22 protein-coding genes are annotated in these 26,628 nt (G+C 37.2%); 10 read left to right on the forward strand and 12 right to left on the reverse strand.

Features of this window, described 5'->3' with window-relative positions:
• Positions 1-12 precede the first annotated feature (12 nt).
• The 5 genes from PFY09_RS11465 (at position 13) to PFY09_RS11485 (ending at position 4,279) form a co-directional block, all read left to right on the forward strand.
• On the forward strand, positions 13-1,500 hold the full coding sequence (locus PFY09_RS11465; protein WP_108410956.1) for a catalase: 1,488 nt from the start codon (positions 13-15) through the stop codon (positions 1,498-1,500).
• 105 nt (positions 1,501-1,605) lie between these two features.
• Entirely contained in the window at positions 1,606-2,373 is a 768-nt protein-coding gene (locus tag PFY09_RS11470; protein ID WP_271159785.1) for an enoyl-CoA hydratase/isomerase family protein, read from the forward strand.
• Between the two features lie 50 nt (positions 2,374-2,423).
• Positions 2,424-2,846, forward strand: coding sequence for a deoxycytidylate deaminase (locus PFY09_RS11475; protein ID WP_271159786.1), 423 nt, complete (start codon positions 2,424-2,426; stop codon positions 2,844-2,846).
• Positions 2,847-2,852: 6 nt separating this feature from the next.
• Positions 2,853-3,767, forward strand: a complete 915-nt coding sequence (gene xerD, locus PFY09_RS11480; RefSeq protein ID WP_076396226.1) for a site-specific tyrosine recombinase XerD — start codon at positions 2,853-2,855, stop codon at positions 3,765-3,767.
• Positions 3,764-4,279, forward strand: a complete 516-nt coding sequence (locus tag PFY09_RS11485; RefSeq protein WP_271159787.1) for an NUDIX hydrolase — start codon at positions 3,764-3,766, stop codon at positions 4,277-4,279. The genes xerD and PFY09_RS11485 overlap by 4 nt, the downstream gene beginning before the upstream one ends.
• A 281-nt stretch (positions 4,280-4,560) precedes the next feature.
• On the opposite strand, the gene PFY09_RS11490 is transcribed toward PFY09_RS11485, so the two are convergent.
• The 4 genes from PFY09_RS11490 to PFY09_RS11505 all read right to left on the reverse strand — a co-directional run bounded on the left by PFY09_RS11490 (position 4,561) and on the right by PFY09_RS11505 (position 9,137).
• The gene (locus PFY09_RS11490) at positions 4,561-5,019 is read right to left on the reverse strand and encodes a heme-binding domain-containing protein (RefSeq protein WP_271159788.1); all 459 of its coding nucleotides are present in this window, start codon (positions 5,017-5,019) and stop codon (positions 4,561-4,563) included.
• Positions 5,020-5,021: 2 nt separating this feature from the next.
• Positions 5,022-6,767 (reverse strand): Ig-like domain-containing protein, encoded by a 1,746-nt coding sequence (locus tag PFY09_RS11495; RefSeq protein ID WP_271159789.1) that lies wholly within the window; start codon positions 6,765-6,767, stop codon positions 5,022-5,024.
• Between the two features lie 25 nt (positions 6,768-6,792).
• Positions 6,793-8,055, reverse strand: coding sequence for a serine hydrolase domain-containing protein (locus PFY09_RS11500; protein ID WP_271159790.1), 1,263 nt, complete (start codon positions 8,053-8,055; stop codon positions 6,793-6,795).
• A 152-nt stretch (positions 8,056-8,207) separates the two neighbouring features.
• Positions 8,208-9,137 carry a 2-hydroxyacid dehydrogenase gene (locus PFY09_RS11505; protein WP_271159791.1) on the reverse strand — a complete coding sequence of 310 codons (930 nt, stop codon included), beginning with the start codon at positions 9,135-9,137 and terminating at the stop codon, positions 8,208-8,210.
• Positions 9,138-9,234: 97 nt separating this feature from the next.
• Between PFY09_RS11505 and PFY09_RS11510 the strand changes: the two genes are divergently transcribed.
• Entirely contained in the window at positions 9,235-9,594 is a 360-nt protein-coding gene (locus tag PFY09_RS11510; protein ID WP_271159792.1) for a hypothetical protein, read from the forward strand.
• Here the strand turns inward: PFY09_RS11510 and PFY09_RS11515 are convergent.
• The 4 genes from PFY09_RS11515 to PFY09_RS11530 all read right to left on the reverse strand — a co-directional run bounded on the left by PFY09_RS11515 (position 9,584) and on the right by PFY09_RS11530 (position 14,311).
• Positions 9,584-10,111: an acyl-CoA thioesterase gene (locus PFY09_RS11515; protein ID WP_271159793.1), complete on the reverse strand. Its 528-nt coding sequence runs from the start codon at positions 10,109-10,111 to the stop codon at positions 9,584-9,586. The genes PFY09_RS11510 and PFY09_RS11515 overlap by 11 nt on opposite strands.
• Positions 10,099-10,872 carry an HU domain-containing protein gene (locus tag PFY09_RS11520; protein WP_271159794.1) on the reverse strand — a complete coding sequence of 258 codons (774 nt, stop codon included), beginning with the start codon at positions 10,870-10,872 and terminating at the stop codon, positions 10,099-10,101. Before PFY09_RS11520 ends, PFY09_RS11515 begins: the two co-directional genes overlap by 13 nt.
• A 238-nt stretch (positions 10,873-11,110) precedes the next feature.
• On the reverse strand, positions 11,111-13,228 hold the full coding sequence (locus PFY09_RS11525; protein WP_271159795.1) for a TonB-dependent receptor: 2,118 nt from the start codon (positions 13,226-13,228) through the stop codon (positions 11,111-11,113).
• A 312-nt stretch (positions 13,229-13,540) separates the two neighbouring features.
• Positions 13,541-14,311 (reverse strand): WG repeat-containing protein, encoded by a 771-nt coding sequence (locus PFY09_RS11530; RefSeq protein WP_271159796.1) that lies wholly within the window; start codon positions 14,309-14,311, stop codon positions 13,541-13,543.
• Between the two features lie 305 nt (positions 14,312-14,616).
• On the opposite strand from PFY09_RS11530, the gene PFY09_RS11535 reads away from it, so the two are divergent.
• The 4 genes from PFY09_RS11535 to PFY09_RS11550 all read left to right on the forward strand — a co-directional run bounded on the left by PFY09_RS11535 (position 14,617) and on the right by PFY09_RS11550 (position 22,875).
• Positions 14,617-17,400: a bifunctional aconitate hydratase 2/2-methylisocitrate dehydratase gene (locus PFY09_RS11535; protein ID WP_271159797.1), complete on the forward strand. Its 2,784-nt coding sequence runs from the start codon at positions 14,617-14,619 to the stop codon at positions 17,398-17,400.
• Positions 17,401-17,712: 312 nt separating this feature from the next.
• Entirely contained in the window at positions 17,713-19,983 is a 2,271-nt protein-coding gene (locus tag PFY09_RS11540; protein ID WP_271159798.1) for an aconitate hydratase, read from the forward strand.
• A 110-nt stretch (positions 19,984-20,093) separates the two neighbouring features.
• Positions 20,094-20,588, forward strand: coding sequence for a hypothetical protein (locus tag PFY09_RS11545; protein WP_271159799.1), 495 nt, complete (start codon positions 20,094-20,096; stop codon positions 20,586-20,588).
• 67 nt (positions 20,589-20,655) lie between these two features.
• Complete coding sequence (locus PFY09_RS11550; RefSeq protein WP_271159800.1) at positions 20,656-22,875, forward strand: outer membrane beta-barrel protein; 2,220 nt, start codon at positions 20,656-20,658, stop codon at positions 22,873-22,875.
• Between the two features lie 306 nt (positions 22,876-23,181).
• Here PFY09_RS11550 and PFY09_RS11555 read toward each other — a convergent pair whose 3' ends face one another.
• The 4 genes from PFY09_RS11555 to PFY09_RS11570 form a co-directional block, all read right to left on the reverse strand.
• Positions 23,182-23,892, reverse strand: a complete 711-nt coding sequence (locus PFY09_RS11555) for a HesA/MoeB/ThiF family protein (RefSeq protein ID WP_271159801.1) — start codon at positions 23,890-23,892, stop codon at positions 23,182-23,184.
• Between the two features lie 163 nt (positions 23,893-24,055).
• Complete coding sequence (gene thiH, locus PFY09_RS11560) at positions 24,056-25,174, reverse strand: 2-iminoacetate synthase ThiH (protein ID WP_271159802.1); 1,119 nt, start codon at positions 25,172-25,174, stop codon at positions 24,056-24,058.
• An 11-nt stretch (positions 25,175-25,185) separates the two neighbouring features.
• The gene (locus PFY09_RS11565) at positions 25,186-25,962 is read right to left on the reverse strand and encodes a thiazole synthase (protein WP_271159803.1); all 777 of its coding nucleotides are present in this window, start codon (positions 25,960-25,962) and stop codon (positions 25,186-25,188) included.
• Between the two features lie 31 nt (positions 25,963-25,993).
• Positions 25,994-26,614: a thiamine phosphate synthase gene (locus tag PFY09_RS11570; protein ID WP_271159804.1), complete on the reverse strand. Its 621-nt coding sequence runs from the start codon at positions 26,612-26,614 to the stop codon at positions 25,994-25,996.
• Between the last annotated feature and the right edge of the window lie 14 nt (positions 26,615-26,628).

Consider the following 26,628-nt stretch of genomic DNA (forward strand, 5'->3'; position numbering starts at 1 on the left):
AATCATAAATCTATGGATTCTAAAAAATTAACCTTAAGTAACGGCGCTCCCTATTACGAACATCAGGATTCACAAACAGTCGGTCCGAGAGGTCCGGTATTGCTGCAGGATTTTATTTTACAAGAAAATCTTGCTCATTTTGTAAGAGAAAGAATCCCGGAAAGAATTGTTCATGCAAAAGGAACGGGAGCTTACGGAACGTTTACGGTTACCCACGATATTACCCAGTATACAAAAGCAAAATTATTTTCTAAAGTTGGCAATTCATGCAGAATGTTTGCCCGTTTTTCCACGGTAGGCGGAGAAAAAGGAAGCGCAGATACGGCAAGAGATCCAAGAGGTTTTGCCCTGAAATTTTATACAGAAGACGGGAACTGGGATCTGGTTGGAAATAACACGCCGGTATTTTTCATTAAGGATGCGAAAAAATTCCCGGATTTCATCCATACCCAAAAAAGAGTTCCGAAAACGAATCTGAAAAGCGCAACCATGATGTGGGATTTCTGGAGTCTGAATCCTGAATCTCTTCATCAGGTTCTGATCTTAATGTCGGACAGAGGAACACCTTACGGACACAGACACATGCACGGTTTCGGTTCTCACACGTTCTCTATGATCAATGCTCAGAATGAAAGAGTCTGGGTGAAGTTTCATCTGAAATCCAAACAGGGAATTAAAAATTTCACCAATGATGAAGCGGTAAAAATGGCAGGAGAAAATCCTGATTTTGCGCAGGAAGATCTTTGCAACGCAATTGAGGAAGGAAATTTCCCGAAATGGACAATGTATATTCAGGTAATGACGGAAGATCAGGCAAGAGATTTCAGATGGAATCCTTTTGATATTACCAAAGTATGGTTCCAGAGCGACTTCCCGTTAATTGAAGTCGGAGAAATGGAATTGAATGAAGTTCCGGTTAATTATTTTGCGCACGTAGAACAATCTGTTTTCTCGCCGAGTAATTTAATCGACGGAATCAGCTTTTCACCCGATAAAATGCTTCAGGGAAGACTATTCTCTTATCCGGATGCGCACCGATACAGAGTGGGCGTAAATGCTCACCTGCTGGAAGTTAACCGATGTCCTTTTGCGGTTAACAACTATCAGAGAGACGGATTTATGGCAGATTCAAGCCATTATCAGGATAAGCCAAACTATCATCCGAACAGCTTTGATGATATTAAGCCGGATCCTGCCTACAAAAGTTTCGAATATGAACTGGACAGTGCTCATGTAGCAAGTTACAACAGAAATGAAAATGATGACGATCATTACACCCAACCCGGATTATTGTATACTAAAGCAATGAATACGGAAGACAGGCAAAACCTTGTAAATAACATTGTTGGAAGCATGAAAGGAATCACGGGACCGAAAAAAGATGAGATCATTAACAGACAGTTATGTCATTTTTTCAGAGCTAATATTGAGCTTGGAATGAAAGTGGCATCTCAACTGAATGTGGTTATTGATGCAAATATGATGAACCACACGAAATAAGTATCTTAAACAATAATTTCAATCAGAAGGAAAAAAAATCAATATTTCTTGCTTTTTTTTATAAAAAATTCATAATTTGCACAGAATAATATTTTAAAGTGGAAAATGGGTTACGAAAATATATTATTAAATAAGGAAGATAAAATATCTATTATTACAATAAACCGACCTGAGAGTTTAAATGCGCTTAACGCTAAAACAATCAGCGAATTAAGTTCAGCTTTGGACGAATTAGATTCAGACCAATCCTGCAGGGTCATTATTCTTACAGGAAGCGGTGAAAAATCTTTCGTTGCAGGAGCAGATATTAAAGAATTTAGTGATTTTGGACAGGAAAAGGCAGAAGAACTTGCCAAAAACGGACACAATACTTTATTCAACAAAATTGAAAATATGACCAAGCCAGTAATTGCAGCCGTAAACGGTTTTGCATTAGGCGGAGGTCTTGAGCTTGCCATGGCTTGCCACATCAGATACGCATCGGAAAATGCAAAACTGGGACTTCCGGAAGTAACTTTAGGATTAATTCCCGGTTACGGAGGAACCCAGAGATTACCGAAGCTTGTAGGAAAAGGCATTGCCAATGAAATGATCTTCTCTGCCAAGATGATTCCTGCTGCAAAAGCAAAAGAAATCGGACTGGTAAATGAAGTATATCCAATAGAAGAATTATTAAACAAAACAAAAGAATTAGCCAACGTTATTGCCCACAATTCACCAATGGCAATTTACAAAGCAATTCAAGCTGTAAACTTATCGGACACGGATAAAGGTTTTGAAACTGAGATTAAATATTTCGGAGAGCTTTTTGAAATGGACGACAAAAAAGAAGGAGTTTCTGCTTTTCTTGAAAAAAGAAAGCCGGGCTTCTAGCCTTTTTTACCCTTAATACAAATTATTTCGAAACAAACAAATGCGGCGGTATGAATAAGTTTGACAAAGCTTATCTAAAAATGGCTCAAGAATGGGCAAAACTTTCCTACTGTAAACGAAAACAAGTAGGAGCTCTTATCGTAAAAGATAGGATGATTATTTCAGATGGTTATAATGGTACTCCTTCAGGATTTGAAAACTGCTGTGAGGACAATGACGGGAAAACATACTGGTACGTACTTCATGCAGAAGCCAATGCTATTTTAAAACTGGCAGCTTCCACGCAGTCTGCAAAAGGCGCAACACTGTATTTAACGCTCTCACCCTGTAAAGAATGCAGTAAGCTCATTCTTCAGGCGGGAATCACCAGACTTGTCTACATCAATGAATATTCGGATGACGACGGGATATCATTTTTAAAAAACCACGATATTGAAATAGAACAAATTTCGGAAAGTGAACTAAAAAAATAACACAACATGACTTGGGATGAAAAAATTAAGGATTTTGAGATCTTTCTTCGATTCGAGAGAAACTTTTCAGAAAACACTCTCGACGCCTATATTCGAGACATCAAAAAACTAAAAGAATACGCAGAAGAAGATCTGGACAACGTCGGACCGGATACTATAGGCTACGAAAATCTGCAGGAATACATCTTCAATCTTTCCAAACAAAAATTCAGCGAAAGATCTCAGGCAAGATGGATCTCTTCCATTAAAGCATTCTTCAAATTTTTACTGGAGGATGAATACCGTGAAGACAATCCCGCTTCTTTGCTTGAAGGTCCTAAACTGGGTCTTTACTTACCGGATACCTTAAGTCTGCCCGATATCAATAAGATTATCAGCGCGATTGAGGTAAATTCCGACCTTGGAAAGAGAAACCAGTGTATAATCGAAGTTCTGTACGGATGCGGACTCCGTGTTTCGGAACTTATTGATCTGAAAATTTCCAATATCAATTTTAAAGAGCAGTATATTAAGGTAAACGGAAAGGGAAACAAAACACGTTTCGTTCCTTTAGCGGATTATACGGCAGATCTTTTGGAAAATTATATTCAGGAAGTACGTTCTAAAAGTAAAATTAATAAGAAATACGAAGACACTTTATTCCTGAACAGTCGCGGAACGTCGATGTCCAGAGTAATCGTATTTTTAATTATAAAAGAATTAACAGACAAAGCGGGCGTAAGCAAAAAGATATCACCGCATACATTCAGACATTCTTTTGCAACCCATTTGCTTCAGAATGGTGCAGATCTTCGTTATATTCAGGAAATGCTCGGTCATTCCAGTATTACGACGACAGAGATCTACACCCACCTGAAAACAGAAGAGCTGCGTGATGTGATCTTGTCTTATCACCCGAGAAATATTAATGTAACTCAATGAAAATATTGAAATATTGCCCCAACTGCGGCAAAGAATCTTTACAGTGGGATGGAGAAAGAAAATGGAGCTGCCAAAACTGTGGTTTCACATTATACAACAACGTTGCCGGAGCGGTAGCGGTGGTAATAAGATATAATGATGAAATTTATCTTACAAGAAGAAACAGAGATCCTAAAAAGGGAAAACTCGATCTTGCAGGAGGTTTTGTAGATCCGAAGGAAAGTGCAGAAGAAACCTGTAAAAGAGAACTTTTTGAAGAGCTGCAGCTGGATGTTGATATTTCAAATTTAAAGTACTTAACGAGCCTTCCAAACGTCTATCAGTACAAAGAGATTGATTATAATACCATTGATCTTTTTTATGAATACCGCGTTCCGGAAAAATTTGAAGTGGATCTTGAACTGTCTGAAATTTCAGAAGCAGTCTGGATTCCTTTAAAAGAACTGAATCTCGAGGATATTGCTTTTGATTCTCAGAAAAAGTTTTTTGAAGAGTATCTGAAGAATATTTAATATTCCTGAAATATATTCTCCCCCAGATTTTACAGACATCTACTGAATATGTGAAATTTGCGGGAGATTTTTTATGCTCTTGTATTGCATGATCGACCTAAACCAACTACTCTTATAGTTGACTTTCAAATCTGATTATTTTATCGCAGAGGAAAACGGAGAAGTATTATATTCTATGAAATGCTTTTAAGAAATGATTGACTGCTGAATAGAATAAGCAGAATGAAAATCAAACAGTTAAACCATTCATCTTTTTAAATTCTTATACCGATTAAGTATGATTAATAGGTTTTGGATTTCAGCATCTGATCAAAATACTGAATCAGTAAAGCTCTTTCTGCTTCGGAGAGATTAGCTTCCTTATGATAAACAATATAACCCGGCATCGGCATCGTTTTATTCTGAATGGTCTGGATCGACTTACTCAGCATACTCTGCTTTAAATCTTTATTATATGTTTCCCAAATTGAAAAATTAAGATGTTCCCGTCCTTCATTGATATGGCTTTTCACAGACCATGAAATCGGAGCAATGTAGGCATATTTAGGATAGACGGTTTCGTTGGAATGGCAATCGTAGCACGCTCCTTTCAACAATTCCTGAATTTTTGCAGGTGTTTTTTTAGCGTCAACAAAATTCACTTTGTGATCAACCGGAGGATTTACTTTATCTGTTGAAATAAACTGAATTAAAGCAAATCCCAACAAAGTCCAGAAAAATATTTTCTTAAATGTTTTCATATTTATCTTGAAGGCGTTACCAAAGCATCATTTCCTTTCAGATCAAGCTTATTAGCATCTTTCGGCTGAGATTTCGGCTCTGCTTTCGGTGTGCTGATTTTTGAAGGATCCAGAACTCTTGTATCTTTCAGATCCCAGTTTTCGTTGCTGTCCCAAAGCGGTCTTACGATGGCTGTTTTGTAGTAAATGTAGGAATCTTCCGCGAAAGTTTCGTTCTGGAAATCTGCTTCATCCCAGAAGCCGTTTTCGTTATTATCTGCCAAAATCCTTACGATGTATTCTCCGGGTTTAAGAATATCAAATTTCACCTCGCTTCCTTTGGTATATTTCTGGAACAATACTTTATCTGAATTATCCAATAACTGAAGCCAGTAGCTTGATTTCGGAGCATTCTGAAGGATGAATTTTAAACTTCCGAAATTCTCAACTTTATCCACTTCAAAATCGAAACGTTTCGACTGATAATTTTTAGCAAAGAATGATGAAACGGTTTCTTTCGGAATGGTAAGCTGATATTTTTTACCTGAAATAAAATCCGCTTTCACCAAAATCTGATACGGATTTTTCTCTGAGATTTTTGCGGTAAAAGGAACAGTGTTCAATGAGTCTCCTGCAACTCTGAAAATCCATTTATCGGTATTTATTTTATCCACATAATAATTGGAAAGGATTTTAAAATCTTCTTTCGGAGGAAGCATGGCACCGCCGTTATCACTGTTGATATCCATTGCGTTTTTCGCATTGTATCTGTAAAACAACGAAGCGTTGTAAAGGCTGTCTTTTTTTCCGACACCGGCATTGTACCCGAACTTTAAATTCTCGTTTGTAGTCTGTCCTACATCACTCTTCACGGCATCAAACCAGATTCTTACGGAATCGGACTTCGGAGCGTGGGTTACCTTGTAATCCTTTATTTTTTCGTTTAAAGGTTTTACGGTTACTTCATTAGGTTTTCCTTCGAAAGTCATGAGAACTCCTCCCGGAGCTTCTTTCATTTCAAGATATTTCACCGGTTTTTTAGAAGGATATAATTTCAGATTTAATCCTGAAACCGATTTTTCTACGACAACAGGATCTTTCTGGAAACCTACTTTTTCTTTTCCCGGATCGTAGATGGAATTTCCGTTTTCATCTTCAAAAGCAATGATTTTATATTTTCCGGCAGCAAGATAATTCAGTTCAAAATAGCCATCATCATCAACTTTTGTTATATAATACGGCTTTTGTTTGTAATTGATGGTATCTTTTACCTGATACAATCCGACAACAAATTTATTTTCACTGGCTTTTTTAATAGATAAAGCATCTCTTACATCCCCGCTTACATAAAGATCATCAAGCTTATCTCCCGTCGAAAAAGCAAAATTGTAATATCTCAGAATATTGGCTTCATTATTATCTGCAATTGAATTTCCGAAATTAAAATTGTACGTTGTATTCGCCTGTAAAGTGTCTTTCCACTGGATCAGGATAAACTTATTAGCAATATTGGAAGGAACAATTCTGGTGATATTTTTAATCGGCGGAGAAATATTTAGGTTTTTGTTGATGTCTTTTAACGTAATGTATTCGTCAAAATCTATTCGCAACTGCTTTATATCTCTCGGAACATTTACTCTTGAAGAATCTATATTTGAGCTTAAAAATTTCGGAGCCAAGGAATCTTTTGCGCCCCCGATAGGAGAACCTACTCTTGCACAAGACTGCAAAAGAAAAGCGAAAACCAATAAAAAAAGAATTCTTTTCATGAAGATATTTACGCAAAAATAAACATTATTCTCCATAAACTTCACCATGACCTTTCAATGTATCGCGATCATCGCTCATTACGCTGTGAAGTTTATCTTTCTGAGGCGGAAAATCTTCAAATAATCCCGATAAAGCCAAAGCGGTATACACTCTGTTGGAATATTTATTTCCGATAGCAATAATGGTAACTTTAGATTTCAGAAGATGCGCAAAAACAGAATTGGTTCCGTGCCACCAACCGTTGTGATACGTGAGTTTTTCTCCGTTATCAAAAATTTTCATTCTGAAGCCGAAACCGTAATTGTTCATGCCGAATTTTTCATTGCTGTAAGGTGTGAAAACCTGCTCCATCAATTCAGGCTTTAAAAAATCCTTCGAAAACATTGCTTTTGAAAAACTGTATAAATCTCTCGGTGTGGTATATACATTTTTGTCTCCGTAAATTAAATCCAGCCTGTCTAAAGGATACAGTTTATTTCCTCCGTAATAAAAAGACTGTGATGCCGTAGGAATATCTTTTTCCTGAAAAATATAGGAGTTTTTCATTTTCAGAGGATCAAAAACCATTTCTTTCATCGCCTGAGGAAAAGGAACTTTCGTTACTTTTTCAATAATTAAAGCCAACATGGCAAAATTCGTGTTACAGTACATAAATCCGGTGTCTGTTTCTCTTGCCAGATCCGGTTTATATTTAATGATCATATTCAAAATATCCTCATTGGTAAGGAACGTTTTTGAAAGTTCTGCGGGAGCCGGCTGAATTTTCGTAATGAAGTATTCGTATTTCGGAAGACCGCTTCTCTGGTCTAGTAACGTTTTAACGGTGACATTCGGATAAGGGAAACCCGGAAAATATTGGGTAAGATGATCGGATAAATTCACTTTTCCTGCCTCAACGAGCTTCAGCATCGCCATTGCGGTTAATGTTTTTGAAACGGAAGCCACATGAAGCGGTGTATTTTCACCGATCGGGTCCTGATTTCCTTCTCTGGCAAAGCCTCTGTAATTTTCGTAAATAATATTATCTCCTTTCGCGACTAAAATTCCCCCGCTCAGATCGCCGATTTCCCAAACTTTCTGATAATAGCTGTTGATATAATTTGCCAGTGAAGCCTTATTGGCAACCTGATTTTCGGCAGGTGTAAAAACGTTGGCTAAGTCTACATTTCCGTAATTGGGAAGATTGGTCGTGCTTTCAGTGACACTGTCCTGATTTTCAGATTTTTTTTTGCAGGAAAAAAGAAATAAAAAGGCAGATAATACAAGGATAAAATTACGCTTCGTCATGAGTTTCGAAAATGAGCGGCAATTTAATAAAACTCGAAATAATTCGTATCTCCTGAATAGAAATTATGAATTATTTAACATAAATAAAAATGAAAAATAATTCATAAAATAGTATTGTGAAAATTTGTTATTAATCTTACTGAATTTCAAGGCTAAGCAAACTGTTCCACAATTTTATCTACAATCACCTGCGCCAGTTTTTCCTTGCTCTGAACCGTCCATCCTGCAATATGCGGAGTAACAATTACTTTCTCGGATTCCAGAAGGTATTGAAGGTCTTCATTTTCTGTTTCCAGATTTTCGAAAGAGGATTTTTCGTATTCCAGAACATCAAGACAGGCACCTTTTACTTTACCTGCTTTTAACGCCTCAACTAAACTTTTCGTTTCAACATTCTTTCCTCTTGCTGTATTTACAAAATAGAAATTGTTTTTCATCTCAGAGATAAACGAACCGTCCACCAGATAATACGTCTGTTCCGTTAAAGGAATGTGTAAGCTTACAACTTCAGCTCTTTCCTTTAATTCTTCCAAAGAAACCTGTGTTGCAAATTCATCCGAAAGATCCGGCAGAATATCATGGAAAATCACGGTACAGCCAAACCCTGAAAGTCTTTTTGCTGTGGCTTTTCCCATGTTTCCGTAACCGATAAGTCCCACTGTTTTTCCCAACAGTTCGTCGCCTCTGTTTTCTTCACGAAGCCAGATGCCGTTTTTCACTTCCTGAGAAGCGATAAAAAGCCGGTTCATTAAAATCAGCAACATCCCGACAACGTGTTCCGCAACAGAATCCCTGTTTCCTTCCGGAGAATTGATCAGTTGAATTCCCAGTTTCTCAGCAAACGGAATGTCTATATTTTCCATTCCCGCTCCTACTCTTGCAATGAATTTCAGATTTTTAGCTTTTTCTAAAAAATTCTTATCCAAAGGAATTCTGCTTCGGATGATAATTCCGTCGTACTTTTCAATTTTAGCGCAAACCTCATCATAAGAAGAGCTGAAATCTTCTTCCAGAATAAAGTTTTTAGCTAAAAGCTGTTCGGTAATTAAGGGATGGTTTTTATCGAGGAGTAAAATTCTCATGGAAGACATAATTCTTTATATTTGCTGATGCAAAGGTAAGATTCAAAGTTTTAGAAACCGCTTTTGTGAAATAGAATTTTTCAATTTTTCCATCAAAATGAAATTATATAAAGTCATTTTCAGTTTCTCCATTTTGCTGTTTTTGGGTTACCTAATTTTTTTAGCGGTAAAATTTTCTTCAATTCATGAAACGATTCCAATTCACTATTCTTCTGAAGGTGCAGATGGTTTTGGGGATAAGATTTTTCTGTGGTTTGAAGCAGCAATTAATGCCATCATTTTAATTTTTATTGGTTTAATCTTACTCTTTCCTGAAAAAATGTTCAGAAAAACGGATGAATATTTAGAATCATCATTGGAAGCAGCAATAAAAAACCGACAAATATTTCTGTCGGTTCTATCTGTATTGGTAACTATAGTATTCTGCGGATTGTCTTTGAAAGAAATTATGCCTTAGTATCTTCTTGGAAAAGCTTTTTAAGCTCAATAGATTCAGAAGGTTTCATTCTTCCGGAAAGAATCAGGGAAAGTTCTTTTCTTCTTAATGCCGCTGCATATCGTTCTTTTTCAAGATCTGTTTCAGGTTCCATATCTGGAATTGGGATCGGTCTGTTGAACTCATCTACCGCAACGAAGGTATAAATTCCTTTGTTGGTCTGAATTTTTTTATGATTGATCGGATCATCCAGCCAAACATCTACATAGATTTCCATTGAGGTGGAAAAAGCTCTGGAAACTTTGGATTCCATCACAACAATTCCTCCTTCCGGAATCGGATGATCGAATGAAACGTGATTTACGGATGCTGTTACCACTCTCCTTTCGCAATGTCTTGTTGCGGAAATCGAAGCACATCGGTCCATTCTTGCCAATAGTTCTCCTCCGAAAAGGTTTCTCAACTGGTTGGTATCATTCGGAAGTACAATATTCGTCATCACCGTCAGAGATTCTGACGCCTTTTTTATTTTTGCCATTTCGTTGTCTTAGTGTTGTTTTGAGTTGCCGGAACTTTTGCCGCATTTTTCACTGCGGGCTGAACCGCTTTTGGAACCACAGAATCTTTCTTTAAAGAATCCGTAACCGGAGCAGGATTCATTTTTGGCTGCGCTTTTACAGTGTCCTGAATTCTGTGTGTTTTTGTCTGTACAGAGATATTGGCTTTGTCAAAAGATTTCTCTCCGAAAAGAAGTTCCTGCTGCGTGTAAGCTACGTATACGATTCCTAAAATCGGGATGATAATCAGAAAAGCCCAAAGAATAGATTTATTAAACTGATAATCTTTTTCGGTATTCAAAGAAGTTTCTGACTGAGTGTTTTTATCGCTGATATCGGAAATCTTAATTTCTTCAAGACCATAAAAATCCGGATGATCCGACTGCAGTCTGTTTCCTTTGAAGTGCGTTTTGCCGTCTTCTACAAAAAGGACTCCTAAACCCTGAATTTCAAGGGTCTGATCTGCCTGTAATTTTTTCTTCCAAAAATCGGTCTGAATCTGAAGATCTGTTTTTGAAGCTTCCAAAGTCATCTGTTTCTGCCCCGCAATAAAAGATGCCAAATCATCAGATTTCGCCTCATAATCGGAACTGTAAACGATTTTGCTTGCAGGAGGAAGAATGCTCCCATTTTCGGAATTGATAATGGCTTTGGAATTTTCCAAAGAAAAAACGCCAAAATCCGGAACAATAACGGTCCCGAATTGTTTCAAATATTCTAAAATGTAAGCTGAAATATTCATTTGGCAGCAAATTTATGACTTTTTCACGACTTTTTGAGAGATTTATTGATTATGAATTTGTGTTTAGAATTATGAATTATATTTTTGGATGAAACAAATTTTACAGAATTTAATTTTGAAAACACGCTAAATCCCGCACCTATTGATTTTGAAAACTGAAATACAATAAAAAGACTGCCGAAGCAGTCTTAAATCTAACTTTACATTCTATAATTAATCTTAAATATAGCCTGAATGTTTACTGAATTTTCCAGCTGATCCCAAACATAAAATTCGTTCCTGCCTGAGAAAAATAATACGGAGAACCGTCATAAACAGCTCCGTTGTTCACATACTTTTTATTGAATAAATTATTAACCAAAAGCTTCAGGGCAATCTCATTATTTTTAATTTTAAACTGATACTGTGCATTAAAATCGGTTAAAAAATAATCTTTAAGCTGTAAATTTTCATCTTCCGAATTATCCAGATATTGTTTTCCGACATACTGATTCATCAATGCAAACTGGAAATTCTGCGTTGGATTGAATTTCAAACCTAAATTGGCAATCACATCCGGAGAAAAAGAAATCTGCGTATTTCCGAGATCTTTAACACCAGCTTCTGTTTCCACTTTAAAATCTAAATTTCTGTTGTTGCTGAAACTCACATTTCCAGAAAGCTCCCACTGTTTAGAAAGCTTTGCCAAAGCTCCAAGCTCGATTCCGCTTCGGTAGCTTTTCCCCGAATTTGTTCTGATGAAAGCCCCCACATTATTCAGTTCGCCATTTAAAACCAACTGATTTACATAGTACATATAATACAAGTTCGCAGTAAAAGATACTTTTCCGAACTGCTTTTCTACTCCGGCTTCAAAATCGTGCAGCTTTTCAGCCTTTACTTCATTGTTTGCCAACAGATCATCTCTGTTTGGTTCGCGGTGCGCATGAGCATAAGAAACGAAAATTTTTCCTGCTGAAATTTTATAATTGATTCCCGCTTTTGGATTAAAGAACAGCCAGTTTTTATTTAAATCAGCGCCTTCTCCATCTCCTGCCGTGATGATTTTTGTATCATAATCTACATTTCTCAATTGCAGGTCTCCGAAAAATTCAAAATCATTCATTCTTACCAATGCTTTGGCAAAACCTGAAACTTCATTTTTCACAGAGCGGTTTCTGTAATATTCATGCTCGTCAATCTGGGGAAGAAAAACGCCGGTTACATTTCCGAAATGTCTTCCGTAATATTGATTGGCAACGGCTCCGAAGTTCACGTCAACTGTACCCAATTTTCCGTAAAGCGTGGAAACAACTCCGTAAAAATCGTTATTCAGCCATTTCTTTCTGATGAAATCCGTTCTCGTCAAGGTTTGAGAACCGTTGATGAAGTTAGGAAGATTATATTTCGAAAATTTGGCGTCCTGTTTATAGTTTTCATAATATCCTTTTCCTTTGGTGTAATGTACCGTTGTTTCTAAATTCCATTGAGCATTAAATTTCTGCTCCCAAAGCAACTGATAATGGTTCTGTCGGTAATTATCCGTTTCATTATCGTAAAATCCGACAATATTTTCCCAGTTTGAGTCGTAAATCGCTCCTGAATAATTAAATTTAGGATCGGTTTCCCATGTTTTTCGGTCGATTCCGTTCCACGCCTGATACGTTTTTTCTTTTCCTCCGAAAGCCATCAGACGAATTCTTGTATTTCCTTCCTCATACAAAGCGGTCAGATTGTAAGAATTTAATTTTGAAAAAGCGCGGTCTATATATCCGTCAGAATTGATGTGGGTATATCTTCCCATTACAGAAAGACGGTTTCCCCAGAATTTCCCGGAACCTATTTCCGCAGAATATTTATAGGTGTTGAATGATCCGTAACTGTCGTCTGTTTTAAAATAAAACTTCTCTTCAGGATCTTTGGAAAGCACATTAATACTTGCTCCAAAAGCCGCAGAACCATTATTGGAAGTTCCCACCCCTCTCTGAATTAAAATCTGTGATGCCGAACTTGTAAGATCCGGAACATTCACGAAAAATGTCCCCTGACTTTCGGAATCGTTGTACGGAACACCGTTCATCATGACATTGATGGCACTTCCCGCAACACCACGAATCCGGAATCCTGTATACCCCACTCCGTTTCCGGCATCTGAAGTTGAAATGATGGAAGTCTGATTCTTCAGTAAAATCGGGAGATCCTGTCCTAAATTCCTGCTGTCCAAATCTTTCTGAACATTGATGATTTCTTTGGCAACAGGAAGTCTTTTGGTAAAATTAACGGCTTCAATTTCCCTTACTTTCAGGGAATCGGAATTCTGCGCCTGTAAAAAAGCGAAAGAGCCAACGGTGAGCCCTAAAAAAAATAATCCTTTCATTCTATAAATCTTTAAAATTTAATGAATAAAAGGGGCGGATTATGATGAGTAATTAGTAATCGGTAATATGATGAAGATTACTCATCGCTCATTACCTATTGCTCATTTTTAATTTCCCTAAACGGCATTACCCGTTCCAGGTTCATTGGGTATAATCTCAGCTTGCTACAGCACCCCTTTATTTCAGCCGCGAAATTACGAAAAATTTACCAACTGTAGGAAATTACGTTTTTCAACCTATTTTTTCACCAAGATCATTTTGATTAAAGGTTTGTGCTATTTGTAAAAGATTCGTGCAATTCGTGTTTAAATCTAATAGGTCTTATTCTTCGAATCTACATAATAATAATTCTTACTGTCTTTTGAAACCTCGAACATTTTACCAAGCTTCCAGCTAAAATTTCGTTTAATATCAGAATATTCAAACGGAATAACCACCTTACCATTCACATCCACGACTCCGAAAATATTATTTTTTGAAGCAATAATCATCGGATTAGCAACATCATCACCTTCTAAAATAAAAAGGTAATCGTATTGAGGATAAATTTTAAACTGTTTGTAATCATACGGATTTTCAAACGTTGCTTTTTCGATGATTCCGAAAAAACCATTCATCGTATATACCTGAAAAAGCTGTTGAACGTATTCTTTGTGAGGACATTTTGCCAAATCAGACTGTTTGTACTGATATACTCTTTTTCCTGTTCTGTCTACCCGGTAAGAAATTTCATCTTTTTCTACTGTCGCATAATCCGCAGTCCCGAATTTTCTGAGTTTTACATTAGGAGAATTTAAAAGATTACAGTCTTCGTAGAAAAATACGGCAATATGATATTCCGGCTGAATGATAAATTTTCCTTTTTGGTTCACATATCCGAATTTGCCGTCCTGTTTTTTCGGAATTAAAAGCGGAAGCTCTTCATTGATGATGGGAAAATTGCTATTCAGCTTTGTATTTTCTGGTAATTTTTTAACCACAGTTTCAGAACCCGTCTTCGAAGGCAATTTCTTCACTGTTTTAGCCTGAGAAAAAACAAAAACCGAAATAAAAAGGAATAAAACCGAAGCTGCATTTTTCATAATCATCAATTGTTTGCAAAAATATCGCCAAAAATAGAAAATATAAAATACATATTTATAAAGAATCTAAATAATTTAAACTTGAAAAAATTGTAAAATTCCGTAAATTTGGGCACGTTTTCAGGCATTTATTATGACAGATGTCTTAAAGAAGTCATTTTTAATACACTATCTAAAAATTTCAGCTTCTTGTTTAGATCAAATAAACAAAAAAATAATAATTCTGCCGGAAAACACACGATGATAATCTTCTCGTGAATAATGTTGATTATCATTCGATTAAGATTGAAAAGATTTCTATTATTATGAATATTTATCAGGATTACATCCAAGAGATTGAAGAAAGAAAAACTCAGGGGCTTCATCCAAAGCCGATTGACAGTGCAGAATTATTAAGCGAGATCATCGCACAGATTAAAGATACAGCAAACGAATACAGGGCTGATTCTCTTAAATTTTTTATTTACAACACCTTACCCGGAACCACGAGTGCAGCTTATGTAAAAGCTAAATTTTTAAAAGAAATTATTCTTGGTGAATCTGTAGTAGAAGAAATCTCTCCGATTTTTGCTTTCGAACTGTTATCCCACATGAAAGGTGGAAAATCTATCGAAGTATTGCTGGATCTGGCTTTAGGAAACGATGAAAACATTGCAAAACAGGCTGCAGAAGTACTGAAAACACAGGTTTTCCTTTATGAAGCAGATACAACCCGCCTGAAAGAAGCCTTCAATACCGGAAACGAAATTGCAAAAGAAATTTTGGAAAGCTATGCAAAGGCAGAATTCTTCACAAAACTTCCTGAAGTTGCTGAAGAAATTAAAGTGGTTACTTTCATCGCAGGGGAAGGAGATATTTCTACCGATTTACTTTCTCCGGGAAATCAGGCACACTCAAGATCAGACCGCGAATTACACGGTAAATGTATGATCACGCCTCAGGCGCAGGAAGAAATTAAAGCCTTACAGGCAAAACATCCGGATGCAAGTGTAATGCTTATCGCTGAAAAAGGAACAATGGGAGTTGGTTCTTCGCGTATGTCCGGTGTAAACAACGTTGCACTCTGGACAGGAAAACAGGCAAGTCCTTATATTCCTTTCGTAAATATTGCTCCTATCGTTGGAGGAACTAACGGAATTTCACCAATTTTCCTTACAACAGTAGACGTAACAGGCGGAATTGGAATCGATCTTAAAAACTGGGTAAAGAAAGTAGACGAAAACGGAAAAGCTGTTCTTAACGAAGAAGGCGAACCTATTCTTGAGCAGACTTATTCTGTTGCAACGGGAACGGTTTTAACCATCAATACCAAAGAGAAAAAATTATACAACGGAGATCAGGAACTTATCGATCTTACAAAATCTTTCACTCCGCAGAAAATGGAATTCATTAAAGCGGGTGGATCTTACGCTATCGTTTTCGGTAAAAAATTACAGACATTCGCTGCTGAAGTTTTAGGCATCGAAGCTCCGGTTGTTTTTGCACCTTCTAAAGAAATTTCTCACGAAGGACAGGGGCTTACTGCGGTTGAAAAAATCTTCAACAGAAATGCAGTAGGGAAAACTCCGGGTAAAATCTTACACGCAGGATCTGATGTACGTGTGAAAGTAAACATCGTAGGTTCTCAGGATACTACAGGTTTAATGACGGCTCAGGAACTGGAATCTATGGCTGCAACGGTAATTTCTCCGGTAGTAGACGGAGCTTACCAGTCCGGATGTCACACCGCTTCAGTTTGGGATAAAAAAGCACAGGCTAATATTCCTAAATTAATGAAATTCATGAACGAATTCGGTTTAATCACAGCACGTGATCCGAAAGGAGAATATCACGCAATGACAGACGTTATTCACAAAGTTCTTAACGATATTACCGTAGACGAATGGGCAATCATCATCGGAGGAGATTCTCACACGAGAATGTCTAAAGGAGTTGCTTTCGGAGCAGATTCAGGAACTGTTGCTCTTGCTTTGGCGACAGGAGAAGCATCAATGCCAATCCCGGAATCTGTAAAAGTTACATTCAAAGGAACCATGAAAGAACATATGGATTTCCGTGATGTGGTTCATGCAACTCAGGCTCAGATGCTGAAACAGTTCGGAGGAGAGAACGTATTCCAGGGAAGAATTATTGAGGTTCACATCGGAACACTTCCTGCCGATCAGGCGTTTACCTTCACAGACTGGACGGCTGAAATGAAAGCAAAAGCTTCCATCAATATTTCTGAAGATGCTACTTTAATCGAGTCTCTGGAAATTGCAAAAAGCAGAATCCAGATCATGATCGATAAAGGAATGGATAACCACAATCAGGTTCTTCAGGGATTAATTGACAAGGCTAATAAAAGAATTGAGGAAATCAGATCCGGTGAAAAACCTGCTCTGACTCCGGATTCCAATGCTAAATATTACGCTGAAGTTGTTGTAGATCTTGATGCCATCGTAGAACCGATGATCGCCGATCCGGATGTAAACAACGAAGATGTTTCTAAAAGATATACGCACGATACCATCAGAGATTTAACGTATTATGGTGGTGAGAAAAAAGTAGATCTTGGTTTCGTCGGATCTTGTATGGTTCACAAAGGAGATTTAAAGATTGTTTCTCAGATGCTTAAAAACATTGAAAAACAAAATGGTACGGTAGAATTTAAAGCACCGCTTGTGGTTGCTGCTCCTACCTATAACATCATTGATGAATTAAAAGCTGAAGGCGACTGGGAATTTTTAGAAAAATATTCAGGTTTTGAGTTTGACGATAATGCTCCTAAAGGCGAAGCTCGTGTTGAATACAAAAACATGATGTATTTAGAAAGACCGGGATGTAACCTTTGTATGGGGAATCAGGAAAAAGCAGCAAAAGGAGATACGGTTTTAGCCACTTCTACACGTCTTTTCCAGGGAAGAGTGGTTGAAGATTCTGAACGTAAAAAAGGAGAATCTTTATTAGCTTCAACTCCGGTAGTTGTACTTTCTGCGATTATGGGAAGAATTCCTAGCATCGATGAATATAAAACAGCGGTTGAAGGGATCGACCTTACTACTTTTGTTCCTTCTATTAAAGAACTTACAAGTACAAGCGCTTACTAAAAAGCTTACAAATAAGCCGTAAAGGCTGTTTTAACAATTTATAGAATTGAAAGATTTTACTCGTAAAGATGTAGAATCTTTCAATTTTTTATTTAGAATCTTTCCATTTAAAGATTTGCAAAAATTATTTTAACTTAGATCAATCACAAAAATTTTATTTTTTCTTAACTTGAAGGTTGGAAATTTCAGAATTATTTATCATTTTTTATCCTTTTTAAAAGCATACAGGAATAGAATTTGATAATTTAATGATGTTAATTTATTTAATAGCAAAGAGCAAATAATTAAAACAGAAGAAAAATAAATTCAGATATGACTTTTGATATTGATATGATCAAAAAAGTGTACGAGCGTTACCCGGAAAGAATTGCTGCGGCAAGAAAAGTAGTGGGAAAACCTCTTACCCTTTCAGAAAAAATCCTTTATACCCACCTTTGGGAAGGAAACGCAACACAGGCACACGAAAGAGGAAATTCTTATGTAGATTTCGCACCGGACAGAGTAGCGATGCAGGATGCAACGGCACAAATGGCGCTGCTTCAGTTTATGCAGGCAGGAAAAGCAAAAGTGGCTGTACCTTCAACCGCTCACGCCGATCACCTTATTCAGGCAAGAGTAGGTGCAGAAGCAGATTTACAGGAAGGTATCAACAAAAACTCGGAAGTTTTCAATTTCCTGAGTTCGGTTTGTGATAAGTACGGAATTGGTTTCTGGAAACCCGGAGCCGGAATTATCCATCAGGTTGTACTGGAAAACTATGCTTTCCCGGGAGGAATGATGATCGGAACGGACTCTCATACTGTAAACGCAGGAGGTTTAGGAATGGTTGCCATCGGAGTTGGTGGTGCAGATGCTGTAGATGTAATGGCGGGAATGGCTTGGGAACTTAAAATGCCGAAATTAATCGGGGTAAAACTAACCGGTAAAATGTCCGGCTGGACTTCCGCAAAAGACGTGATCTTAAAAGTAGCAGGAATTCTTACCGTAAAAGGAGGAACTGGCTGCATCGTAGAATACTTTGGAGAAGGAGCTGAATCTCTTTCTGCAACAGGTAAAGGAACCATATGTAACATGGGAGCGGAAATCGGAGCAACGACTTCCACTTTCGGATATGATGATTCCATGAGAAGATACCTTTCGTCTACCGGAAGACAGGATGTTGTAGATGCGGCAGATCAGATTGCAGAACATTTAACAGGAGATCCTGAAGTGTATGCAAATCCTGAACAATATTTTGATCAGCTAATTGAAATTAATCTTTCTGAACTGACTCCTCACTTAAACGGACCTTTCACTCCGGATCTGGCAACGCCTGTTTCTGAATTCAGAGCAAAAGCAGAAGCCAACGGATGGCCTTTAGAAGTAGAATGGGCACTGATTGGTTCTTGTACCAATTCGTCCTACGAAGATTTATCAAGAGCAGCTTCTATCGTGGAAGACGCAGTAGCAAAAGGAGTAAAACCAAAAGCTATTTTAGGAATTAATCCGGGTTCTGAGCAGGTGAAATTTACCGCAGAAAGAGACGGTTTCCTGAATTCATTCAGAAAGTTTGAGAATGCAAGAATCTTTACAAACGCCTGCGGACCTTGTATCGGACAATGGGACAGAGAAGGTGCTGAAAAAGGTGAAAAGAATTCGATCATTCACTCTTTCAACAGAAACTTTGCAAAAAGAGCAGACGGAAATCCAAATACCCATGCTTTCGTAGCTTCTCCGGAAATGGTAGCTGCTGTGGCAATTTCGGGCAGACTGGATTTTAATCCGATTACCGATACTTTAACCAACGAAGCCGGAGAGCAGATTAAATTAGACGAGCCTAAAGGTTTTGAATTACCGGAAAAAGGATTCGCTGTGGATGACAATGGTTATCAGGCGCCTTCTGAAGACGGATCTTCTGTTCAGGTAAATGTAAGCCCAACTTCAGACAGACTTCAGTTACTGGAAGAATTTCCGGCTTGGGACGGCAAAAATATTACAGGAGCAAGACTTTTAATAAAGGCCTTTGGAAAATGTACAACCGACCACATTTCTATGGCAGGACCATGGCTGAAATACAGAGGTCACCTTGATAATATTTCAAATAATATGTTGATCGGCGCAGTTAATGCGTTCAACATGGAAACGAATAAAGTTAAAAATCAGCTTACAGGAGAATACGGAGAAGTTCCTGCTGTACAGAGAGATTATAAAGCCGCAGGAATTCCATCCATCGTTGTGGGAGACCAAAACTACGGGGAAGGTTCTTCAAGAGAACACGCAGCAATGGAACCGAGACATTTGGGCGTAAAAGCTGTTTTGGTAAAATCGTTTGCGAGAATTCATGAAACCAACCTTAAAAAACAGGGAATGTTGGGAATTACTTTTGCCAATGAAGCAGATTATGATAAAATTCTGGAAGATGATGTGATCAATTTCCTGGATCTTGATCAGTTTGCTCCGGGAAAACAACTGACTTTAGAATTCATCCATTCAGATGGAACGAAAGACATTGTGATGGCAAACCACACTTACAATGATCAGCAAATTGACTGGTTTAAGGCAGGTTCTGCTTTGAATCTGATCAAACAACAGGAGAAAAATTAATTGTTAGATTTAATTAATCATAAAAAAGCAACTTCAGATTGAAGTTGCTTTTTGTTTTATATTGATTTAGCTTATTTTTAGGCTTTAAAAACTAAGAGTAAAACTGAACTATGAAAAAACTTTTACTGCTTTTATCGTTTCTTCCTCTACTCTCTTTCGCGCAGGAAAACAACGAAGTAAAAATTAATGCCTTTGGAATATTTAAATCAAGAATTGATATTGGATATGAGCGAATTATCAACTACAATGCCGGAATAGGAAGTTACTTTATATACCAATGGAAAGAAAAATATACGGTTATGCCATATTATAGATTTTATACGGATAATGATGGCATTGCAAAAGATTTTTTTATTGAAGCATTAGCTATTTACAACAGAAACAAATATTCTCCGCTTGACGATAATGGTCAGACTTTAAATAATGAAAAATGGGGATCATCTTTAGGAATCGGAGCCGGAGTTGGAGAAAAATATGTATTTCTATCAAATCTCTTTGTGGAAGCTGGTCTGGAAGCCGGAATTGTTAAAAATTTATCTGCTTCAGACAGAGATCAGTACGGCGGATTATTCCGCCTCTTTATTTCAGCAGGGTATAGATTTTAAATTTAAGTGAATAAAAATGTAACAAAAGTACTTTTTTCATTGTCTAATAGAATATCAGAAAGACATTATGAAAAAAGCAATTATTGCGTTATCACTTTTGGGCAGCATCTTTTCTTTTGCCCAGGAAAAAACGAATAACCAGGCAACCAAAGAAAAACAAATTGAAGGAGTAACCATTACCAAAACTAAAAAAGCCGTTGAACAAAAAGCCGACCGTACGATTTTCGATTTTTCGGAACAGCCGCAGCTTAATAACGGAAACGTTCTGGAAGGCATCAAAAAACTTCCCGGATTGGTTTCTACCGATATCGCAGGAATGATGTATCAGGGAAAAGTTCTGGATGTTTATTTAAACGGAAGACCTTTGAACATTACTTCCAATGAGCTTAATTCTTTTCTTGAAGGAATGCCCGCCAATTCTGTAGACCGAATTGAAGTGATCACACAGCCCGGTGCGGAATTTCCTGCCACTTCCGGAGGCGCGATCATGAATATTATTACGAATAAGAATGCGAATAAATATTTAACGGTAACGTATTCCGGAAATTATTCGTTTACGAATTATGATAAATTCAGAAGCAGAACAAGCAACTCTCTGAATCTGAATGCGAGAAATAAAATTTTCGGATGGCAACTGAATGTCGGGCAGAATTACCGTGAAAGTATGCTGAACAGCAATCAGGACAATCTGATGTTAAGCAATACGGACAGAGTGGGAAGAGGATATTTTGCAAAATCCGGGCTTACTTTTGATCTCGGACAGGACAGATTGCTTTTAAATTATGATATTTACCATAACAACAATGATAATTATACAGCCAGCAACGGACTTGCAGATCTTCCGTATTATCTGAATCCAAATATTATCAGAGAAGGAAATTTTTCATCCTTTGATGCAGCTCACACCGATAATTTGAGACAGGAAGCTGTGGTAACCTATCAGAAACGTTTTACAGAAAAATCCCAAAAGCTGGATTTCCAGTTTGGTTTTACAAAATCCGACAGTAAATTTATTCAGGATAACATTTTTACAGATGTCGTTTATACAAACCCTGTTGAAAATAGTCCCAGAATTCCTTTTTCTAATAAACTGAACAACAAATCGGATATGGAAATCGCCAATTTTAAGGTAGATTATTCTCAGCCCTTAAAGATTTTGGACGGCGGAAAAGTAAGTTTAGGAGGATTGTATGAGCATCAGAATTTTGATACGGAAAGCAAAGGAATTACGAATTTAGAATACACCAGACAAACAACGGCAACTTATCTGGAGTTTCAGGCTAAGCTGAAAAAGTTTGATTTTATTTTGGGAACGCGTGCTGAAAATTATGATATTTCCGGTGTTACAAGATATTACAACAACAAAAATCTTATTGAGGCAGATCTTCTTCCTTTTAACAAGTTTAAATTGTTCCCAAATGCAAGTGTTCAGTACAATCTGATGAATCAGGTATACGTAGCAGCGAATTATAATAAAAAGATCAATTTGCCGAGTATTTCTGCCTTAAACCCAAACAACACCACATTTCAGGGACCGAATACGCAGGTAACGGGAAACCCGAATCTTCAGCCAACGATTTTTGATAATTATGAAATAAAAATTTCAGCTTTCGATTATGCATTTATCGGATACAGTGTAAGTTCAGCGAAAAATCAGGTAGCGCAGATCATCAGAAAAGACGGAAAAAATCTGTTCAACGAGCAGATTAATATTTCTGAAATGAAAATCCATAATTTCAATGTCGGATTACCGGTTCCTTTCATGATTTTCAGCAAACCGCTGAGCGAAATTATGAAGTTTAATTTCAATCCGGATAAGATCAACTTCATGTATATTTACGCAGGTTATCAGAAGCATGATATTGACAATCTGAACAATAAAGGATTCTGGATTCTGAATCTGATGACGCAGATCATTTTACCGAAAGAGATCAAATTAACCGCAAATTACAGTTATCTCACCCCAAAAGCAGGGTATTTTTATTTCACCGCAGAAAAACCATTCAACAATTCTGTGGATCTTACGCTTACGAAGAAATTTATGGACAATCGTTTGACGGTTTCTGTTTTTGCCAATGATATTTTCAACGGACAATTGATGCAGGTTCGCTCGAATCCGCCTTCCGGAGAAACAGTTATGCTGAGAACGAAATACGACTCAAGAAATTTCGGATTATCAGTTAATTACAAAATCCCGACGAAGAATAAATTGGCAAAAGAAGATGCAAACATTCTGAATCAGACGAAGAAAGATGAAAATGGCGGTGTGATGCAGCAGGGACAGTAGTTTTTTGTTTAAAAACAAATTGCACGAATAATTTTGATTTATAATGATTAAGCAAAATTGAAACTAATAAGTATTTATTTTATCAATAGGAGCGGACTTTAGTCCGCTTTTTTTTACGCCCCAAAGAAAGGCTTTAGCCAAAACTTAGAACATTTGTACGATTTGTGCAAAAACATTTGTGTCATCAGTGTTTAATCGATACGAGCGGACTTTAGTCCGCTTTTTTATGTCCAAAGAAAGGCTTTAGCCAAAACTTATAACATTTGTACGATTTGTGCAAAAACATTCGTGCAATTTGTGTTCAAGTTAAAAATCAACAGTCTGAAAACGCCAGTTCAACGTATCAATCAATGTTAACTGATTCAACTGCAATGGTAAATCTGTAATGATTTTCAAAGCTAAATTCGCCATCATGCTTCCTACAATTCCCGGTAATGCTCCTAAAACTCCCAAACTGTCACAATCCGGAAGTTGTTCATCAAAAGGCGGTTCCGGAAAAATGTCTCTTAAATTTTTACTGCCATTATAATTAAAAATCGCAACCTGCCCTGAAAAACCAAGAATGCTTCCATAAACCAAAGGCTTTTTGAATTGTACACAGGTATCATTAACTAAATATCTCGTTTTAAAATTATCAGAACCATCAATAATGACATCAAATCCGGAAATCAATTCTTCGGCGTTTGATTCATCTATTTTTTGTTCAATTCCGATGAATTTAATTTGATGATTTAAGTTTCTGACAAATATTCCGGCGCTTTTTACTTTAGAAATTCCAACCGTTTTTTCATTGTGAATAATTTGTCGGTTTAAATTATGGAGTTCCACCTCATCAAAATCCACGACACCCAAAGTTCCTACTCCCGCTGCAGCCAAATATTGGATAACGGGGCTTCCCAAACCTCCGGCTCCGATTACCAAAACTTTAGAATTCATTATTTTTCTTTGACCTTCCAGACCGATTTCTTCAATGAAGATCTGTCGGCTGTATCTTGCGAAGATGTCTTCTTTTTTCATTGATTATTTTTATTTGAACCATTAAGATTTTATTAAGGAGTTTAGAAAGATTAAGTATTTGCAAGCAAATAAAAATAAGCTGAATTACTAAAAAAATATTTTTAAATATTTTCTTAATTAAACTTAACTCCTTAATAAAATCTTAATGGTTCAAATTTCTAATTTAAATTCCGCTATAAACCACATCCCAATCTTTCATTACCGGATCGTAGCCTGCTTTTTTAATGATATTTTTGATTTCCTCCACGCTTCTTTCATCACTGGTTTCGAACTGCTCCAGCGACTCTTTATCCACCGCATAACCTCCCGGATTGGTTTTAGAAGCAGCACTCATTGCTGTTGCGCCCAATGAAATAATGTTATTTCTGAATTTTTCATTTTCCCTTGTGGAAATAGAAATCTCCAAATCTTCATTCCAGATCCGGTAAGCGCAGATGAGCTGTAATAAATCTCTGTCGGACATGATGAAATTCGGTTCAATAATTCCTTCCGCCGGTCTGAGACGCGGAAATGAAACTGAATATCGGCTTTTCCAGTATTGCTTCTGAAGATAATCGATGTGTAATGCGTTGAAAAAACTGTCTATGCGCCAATCTTCAAGTCCCAATAAAACGCCGAGTCCTATTTTATGAATTCCGGCTTTTCCAATTCTGTCGGGCGTTTCCAGACGAAATTCGAAATTCGACTTTTTTCCTTTCGGATGATATTCTTTGTAAACTTCCTGATGATAGGTTTCCTGATAAACCAAAACTGCATGTACTCCTGATTCATGAACCCGTCGGTATTCTTCTTCCGATAAAGGCTGTACTTCAATCGAAATATTGGCAAAATGAGGCTTTAAAAACTTTATGGCATTCAGAAAATAATCGATTCCGACGGTTTTATTGGCTTCACCGCTTACCAGCAAAACATGATTCACACCCATTGATTTTAAAACGGAGGCTTCAATAAGAATTTCGGTGTCAGAAAGTGTTTTCCTTTTAATGGAATTATCCAGACTGAAACCACAGTAAGTACAGATATTCTGACATTCATTACTCAAATACAGCGGCGCATACAACTGAATGGTTTTTCCGAAACGTTTTTGAGTAAGCTGTTGAGTCATTTTTGCCATCACTTCCAGTTTTTGAGCCGCAACTGGCGATAGAAAATTCAAAAAATCCTCGATGGTTTTATTCTTTTTCTGAAGGCTTTTTTCAACATCGGTTAACGTTACTTTTTCAAGTTTCGTTTTTACCTCATCCCATTGGTATTTTTCAAAAAAATCTTTAAAACTCTTCATTATATTTAATTTTAATCAAATAAAAAGGCAGTCAGCGGACTTGAAGCTTCTGCGTGATGTGATATTGCGCCCAAACCGGATTCAAAAGCTCTTCTTCCGGCAATCACACCCTCTTTAAATGCCAATGCCATATTTACCGGATTCTGCGCCACCGCAATTGCTGTGTTTACCAAAACCGCATCGGCGCCCATTTCCATTGCTTTTGCCGCATCGGAAGGCGCACCAATTCCCGCATCCACCACAACCGGAACATTACTTTGGGCGATAATGATTTCTAAAAAATCCAATGTTTTTAGTCCTTTATTGGTTCCGATTGGCGCTCCTAAAGGCATGACAACGGCTGTTCCGGCATCTTCCAAACGTTTGCACAGAACAGGATCTGCATGAATGTAAGGCATCACGACAAATCCTAATTTTGCCAGTTCCTCTGTTGCGTACAATGTTTCAATAGGATCGGGTAACAGATATTTCGGATCGGGATGGATTTCCAGTTTCACCCAGTTGGTTTCCAGTGCTTCTCTTGCCAACTGCGCCGCCAAAACGGCTTCTTTTGCTGTCCTCGCTCCAGAAGTATTGGGTAAAAGGTGGGATTTTGTCGGTTTTAATGCACTTAAAATATCATCTTCCGAAGAATGAGCATCAATTCTTTTCAAAGCCATGGTTACCAATTCGCTTTCAGAAGCGATAATGGAATCCGTCATTTCCGACAGGCTTCCGAATTTTCCTGTTCCCAAGAATAATCTCGATTCAAAGATTCTGTCGGCTATTTTTAAAGGTTGATTTTTCATATTTACTTTTTAATTTAGATGTTTGTAATCGTTAATTGGATTCTAAAATGTTTCTGAATTCTCTAATTACAGAAGGCTGACTGGTAATCTGCCCGGAAACAGCAACACCATAAATTCCGATTTCCTGTAACTGTCTGATATCCTCCAAAACCACTCCACCAATGGCAAAAATTTTTGGAATCTCAATAGATTTTTCTTTTAAGTTGTTGATGATTTCACCATAACCTTCAAATCCTAATATCGGACTTAATTGTTCTTTGGTGGAAGTAAATCTCAACGGACCTAATCCGATGTAATCGCAGCGTTCGACCATTCTCTGAAGAATATCTGAAAAAGTATTGGCTGTTCCTCCGATGATTTTATTTTCTCCCAAAATGTATCTCGCCTTTTCTACTGACATATCTTTCAATCCCAGATGAACTCCTTCCGCATCAACGTCTTTCGCGATCTGAACATGATCGTTAATGATACAAACAGCCTGATGATCCAAACATAATTTTTTTGAAATTTCACAGAGTCTGATGAAATCTTTTTCGGATGCATTTTTCCAGCGAACCTGAATCCATTTTGCGCCAGAATCGAGAGCTTTTCGGATGTTTATCTCCTGATCTTCTAATTTTGAACCTTGAGAGATGTATTGTAATTTTTCCATTTTTTAATTTTGAT

The organism is Chryseobacterium gambrini (genome assembly GCF_027920505.1).
GTDB classification, from domain to species: Bacteria; Bacteroidota; Bacteroidia; order Flavobacteriales; family Weeksellaceae; genus Chryseobacterium; species Chryseobacterium gambrini.

Coding starts and splice junctions, on each gene's coding strand:
- PFY09_RS11465 (WP_108410956.1), top strand. CDS start 13: ATGGATTCTAAAAAATTAACCTTAAGTAACGGCGCTCCCTATTACGAA.
- PFY09_RS11470 (WP_271159785.1), top strand. CDS start 1,606: ATGGGTTACGAAAATATATTATTAAATAAGGAAGATAAAATATCTATT.
- PFY09_RS11475 (WP_271159786.1), top strand. CDS start 2,424: ATGAATAAGTTTGACAAAGCTTATCTAAAAATGGCTCAAGAATGGGCA.
- xerD (WP_076396226.1), top strand. CDS start 2,853: ATGACTTGGGATGAAAAAATTAAGGATTTTGAGATCTTTCTTCGATTC.
- PFY09_RS11485 (WP_271159787.1), top strand. CDS start 3,764: ATGAAAATATTGAAATATTGCCCCAACTGCGGCAAAGAATCTTTACAG.
- PFY09_RS11490 (WP_271159788.1), bottom strand. CDS start 5,019: ATGAAAACATTTAAGAAAATATTTTTCTGGACTTTGTTGGGATTTGCT.
- PFY09_RS11495 (WP_271159789.1), bottom strand. CDS start 6,767: ATGAAAAGAATTCTTTTTTTATTGGTTTTCGCTTTTCTTTTGCAGTCT.
- PFY09_RS11500 (WP_271159790.1), bottom strand. CDS start 8,055: ATGACGAAGCGTAATTTTATCCTTGTATTATCTGCCTTTTTATTTCTT.
- PFY09_RS11505 (WP_271159791.1), bottom strand. CDS start 9,137: ATGAGAATTTTACTCCTCGATAAAAACCATCCCTTAATTACCGAACAG.
- PFY09_RS11510 (WP_271159792.1), top strand. CDS start 9,235: ATGAAATTATATAAAGTCATTTTCAGTTTCTCCATTTTGCTGTTTTTG.
- PFY09_RS11515 (WP_271159793.1), bottom strand. CDS start 10,111: ATGGCAAAAATAAAAAAGGCGTCAGAATCTCTGACGGTGATGACGAAT.
- PFY09_RS11520 (WP_271159794.1), bottom strand. CDS start 10,872: ATGAATATTTCAGCTTACATTTTAGAATATTTGAAACAATTCGGGACC.
- PFY09_RS11525 (WP_271159795.1), bottom strand. CDS start 13,228: ATGAAAGGATTATTTTTTTTAGGGCTCACCGTTGGCTCTTTCGCTTTT.
- PFY09_RS11530 (WP_271159796.1), bottom strand. CDS start 14,311: ATGAAAAATGCAGCTTCGGTTTTATTCCTTTTTATTTCGGTTTTTGTT.
- PFY09_RS11535 (WP_271159797.1), top strand. CDS start 14,617: ATGAATATTTATCAGGATTACATCCAAGAGATTGAAGAAAGAAAAACT.
- PFY09_RS11540 (WP_271159798.1), top strand. CDS start 17,713: ATGACTTTTGATATTGATATGATCAAAAAAGTGTACGAGCGTTACCCG.
- PFY09_RS11545 (WP_271159799.1), top strand. CDS start 20,094: ATGAAAAAACTTTTACTGCTTTTATCGTTTCTTCCTCTACTCTCTTTC.
- PFY09_RS11550 (WP_271159800.1), top strand. CDS start 20,656: ATGAAAAAAGCAATTATTGCGTTATCACTTTTGGGCAGCATCTTTTCT.
- PFY09_RS11555 (WP_271159801.1), bottom strand. CDS start 23,892: ATGAAAAAAGAAGACATCTTCGCAAGATACAGCCGACAGATCTTCATT.
- thiH (WP_271159802.1), bottom strand. CDS start 25,174: ATGAAGAGTTTTAAAGATTTTTTTGAAAAATACCAATGGGATGAGGTA.
- PFY09_RS11565 (WP_271159803.1), bottom strand. CDS start 25,962: ATGAAAAATCAACCTTTAAAAATAGCCGACAGAATCTTTGAATCGAGA.
- PFY09_RS11570 (WP_271159804.1), bottom strand. CDS start 26,614: ATGGAAAAATTACAATACATCTCTCAAGGTTCAAAATTAGAAGATCAG.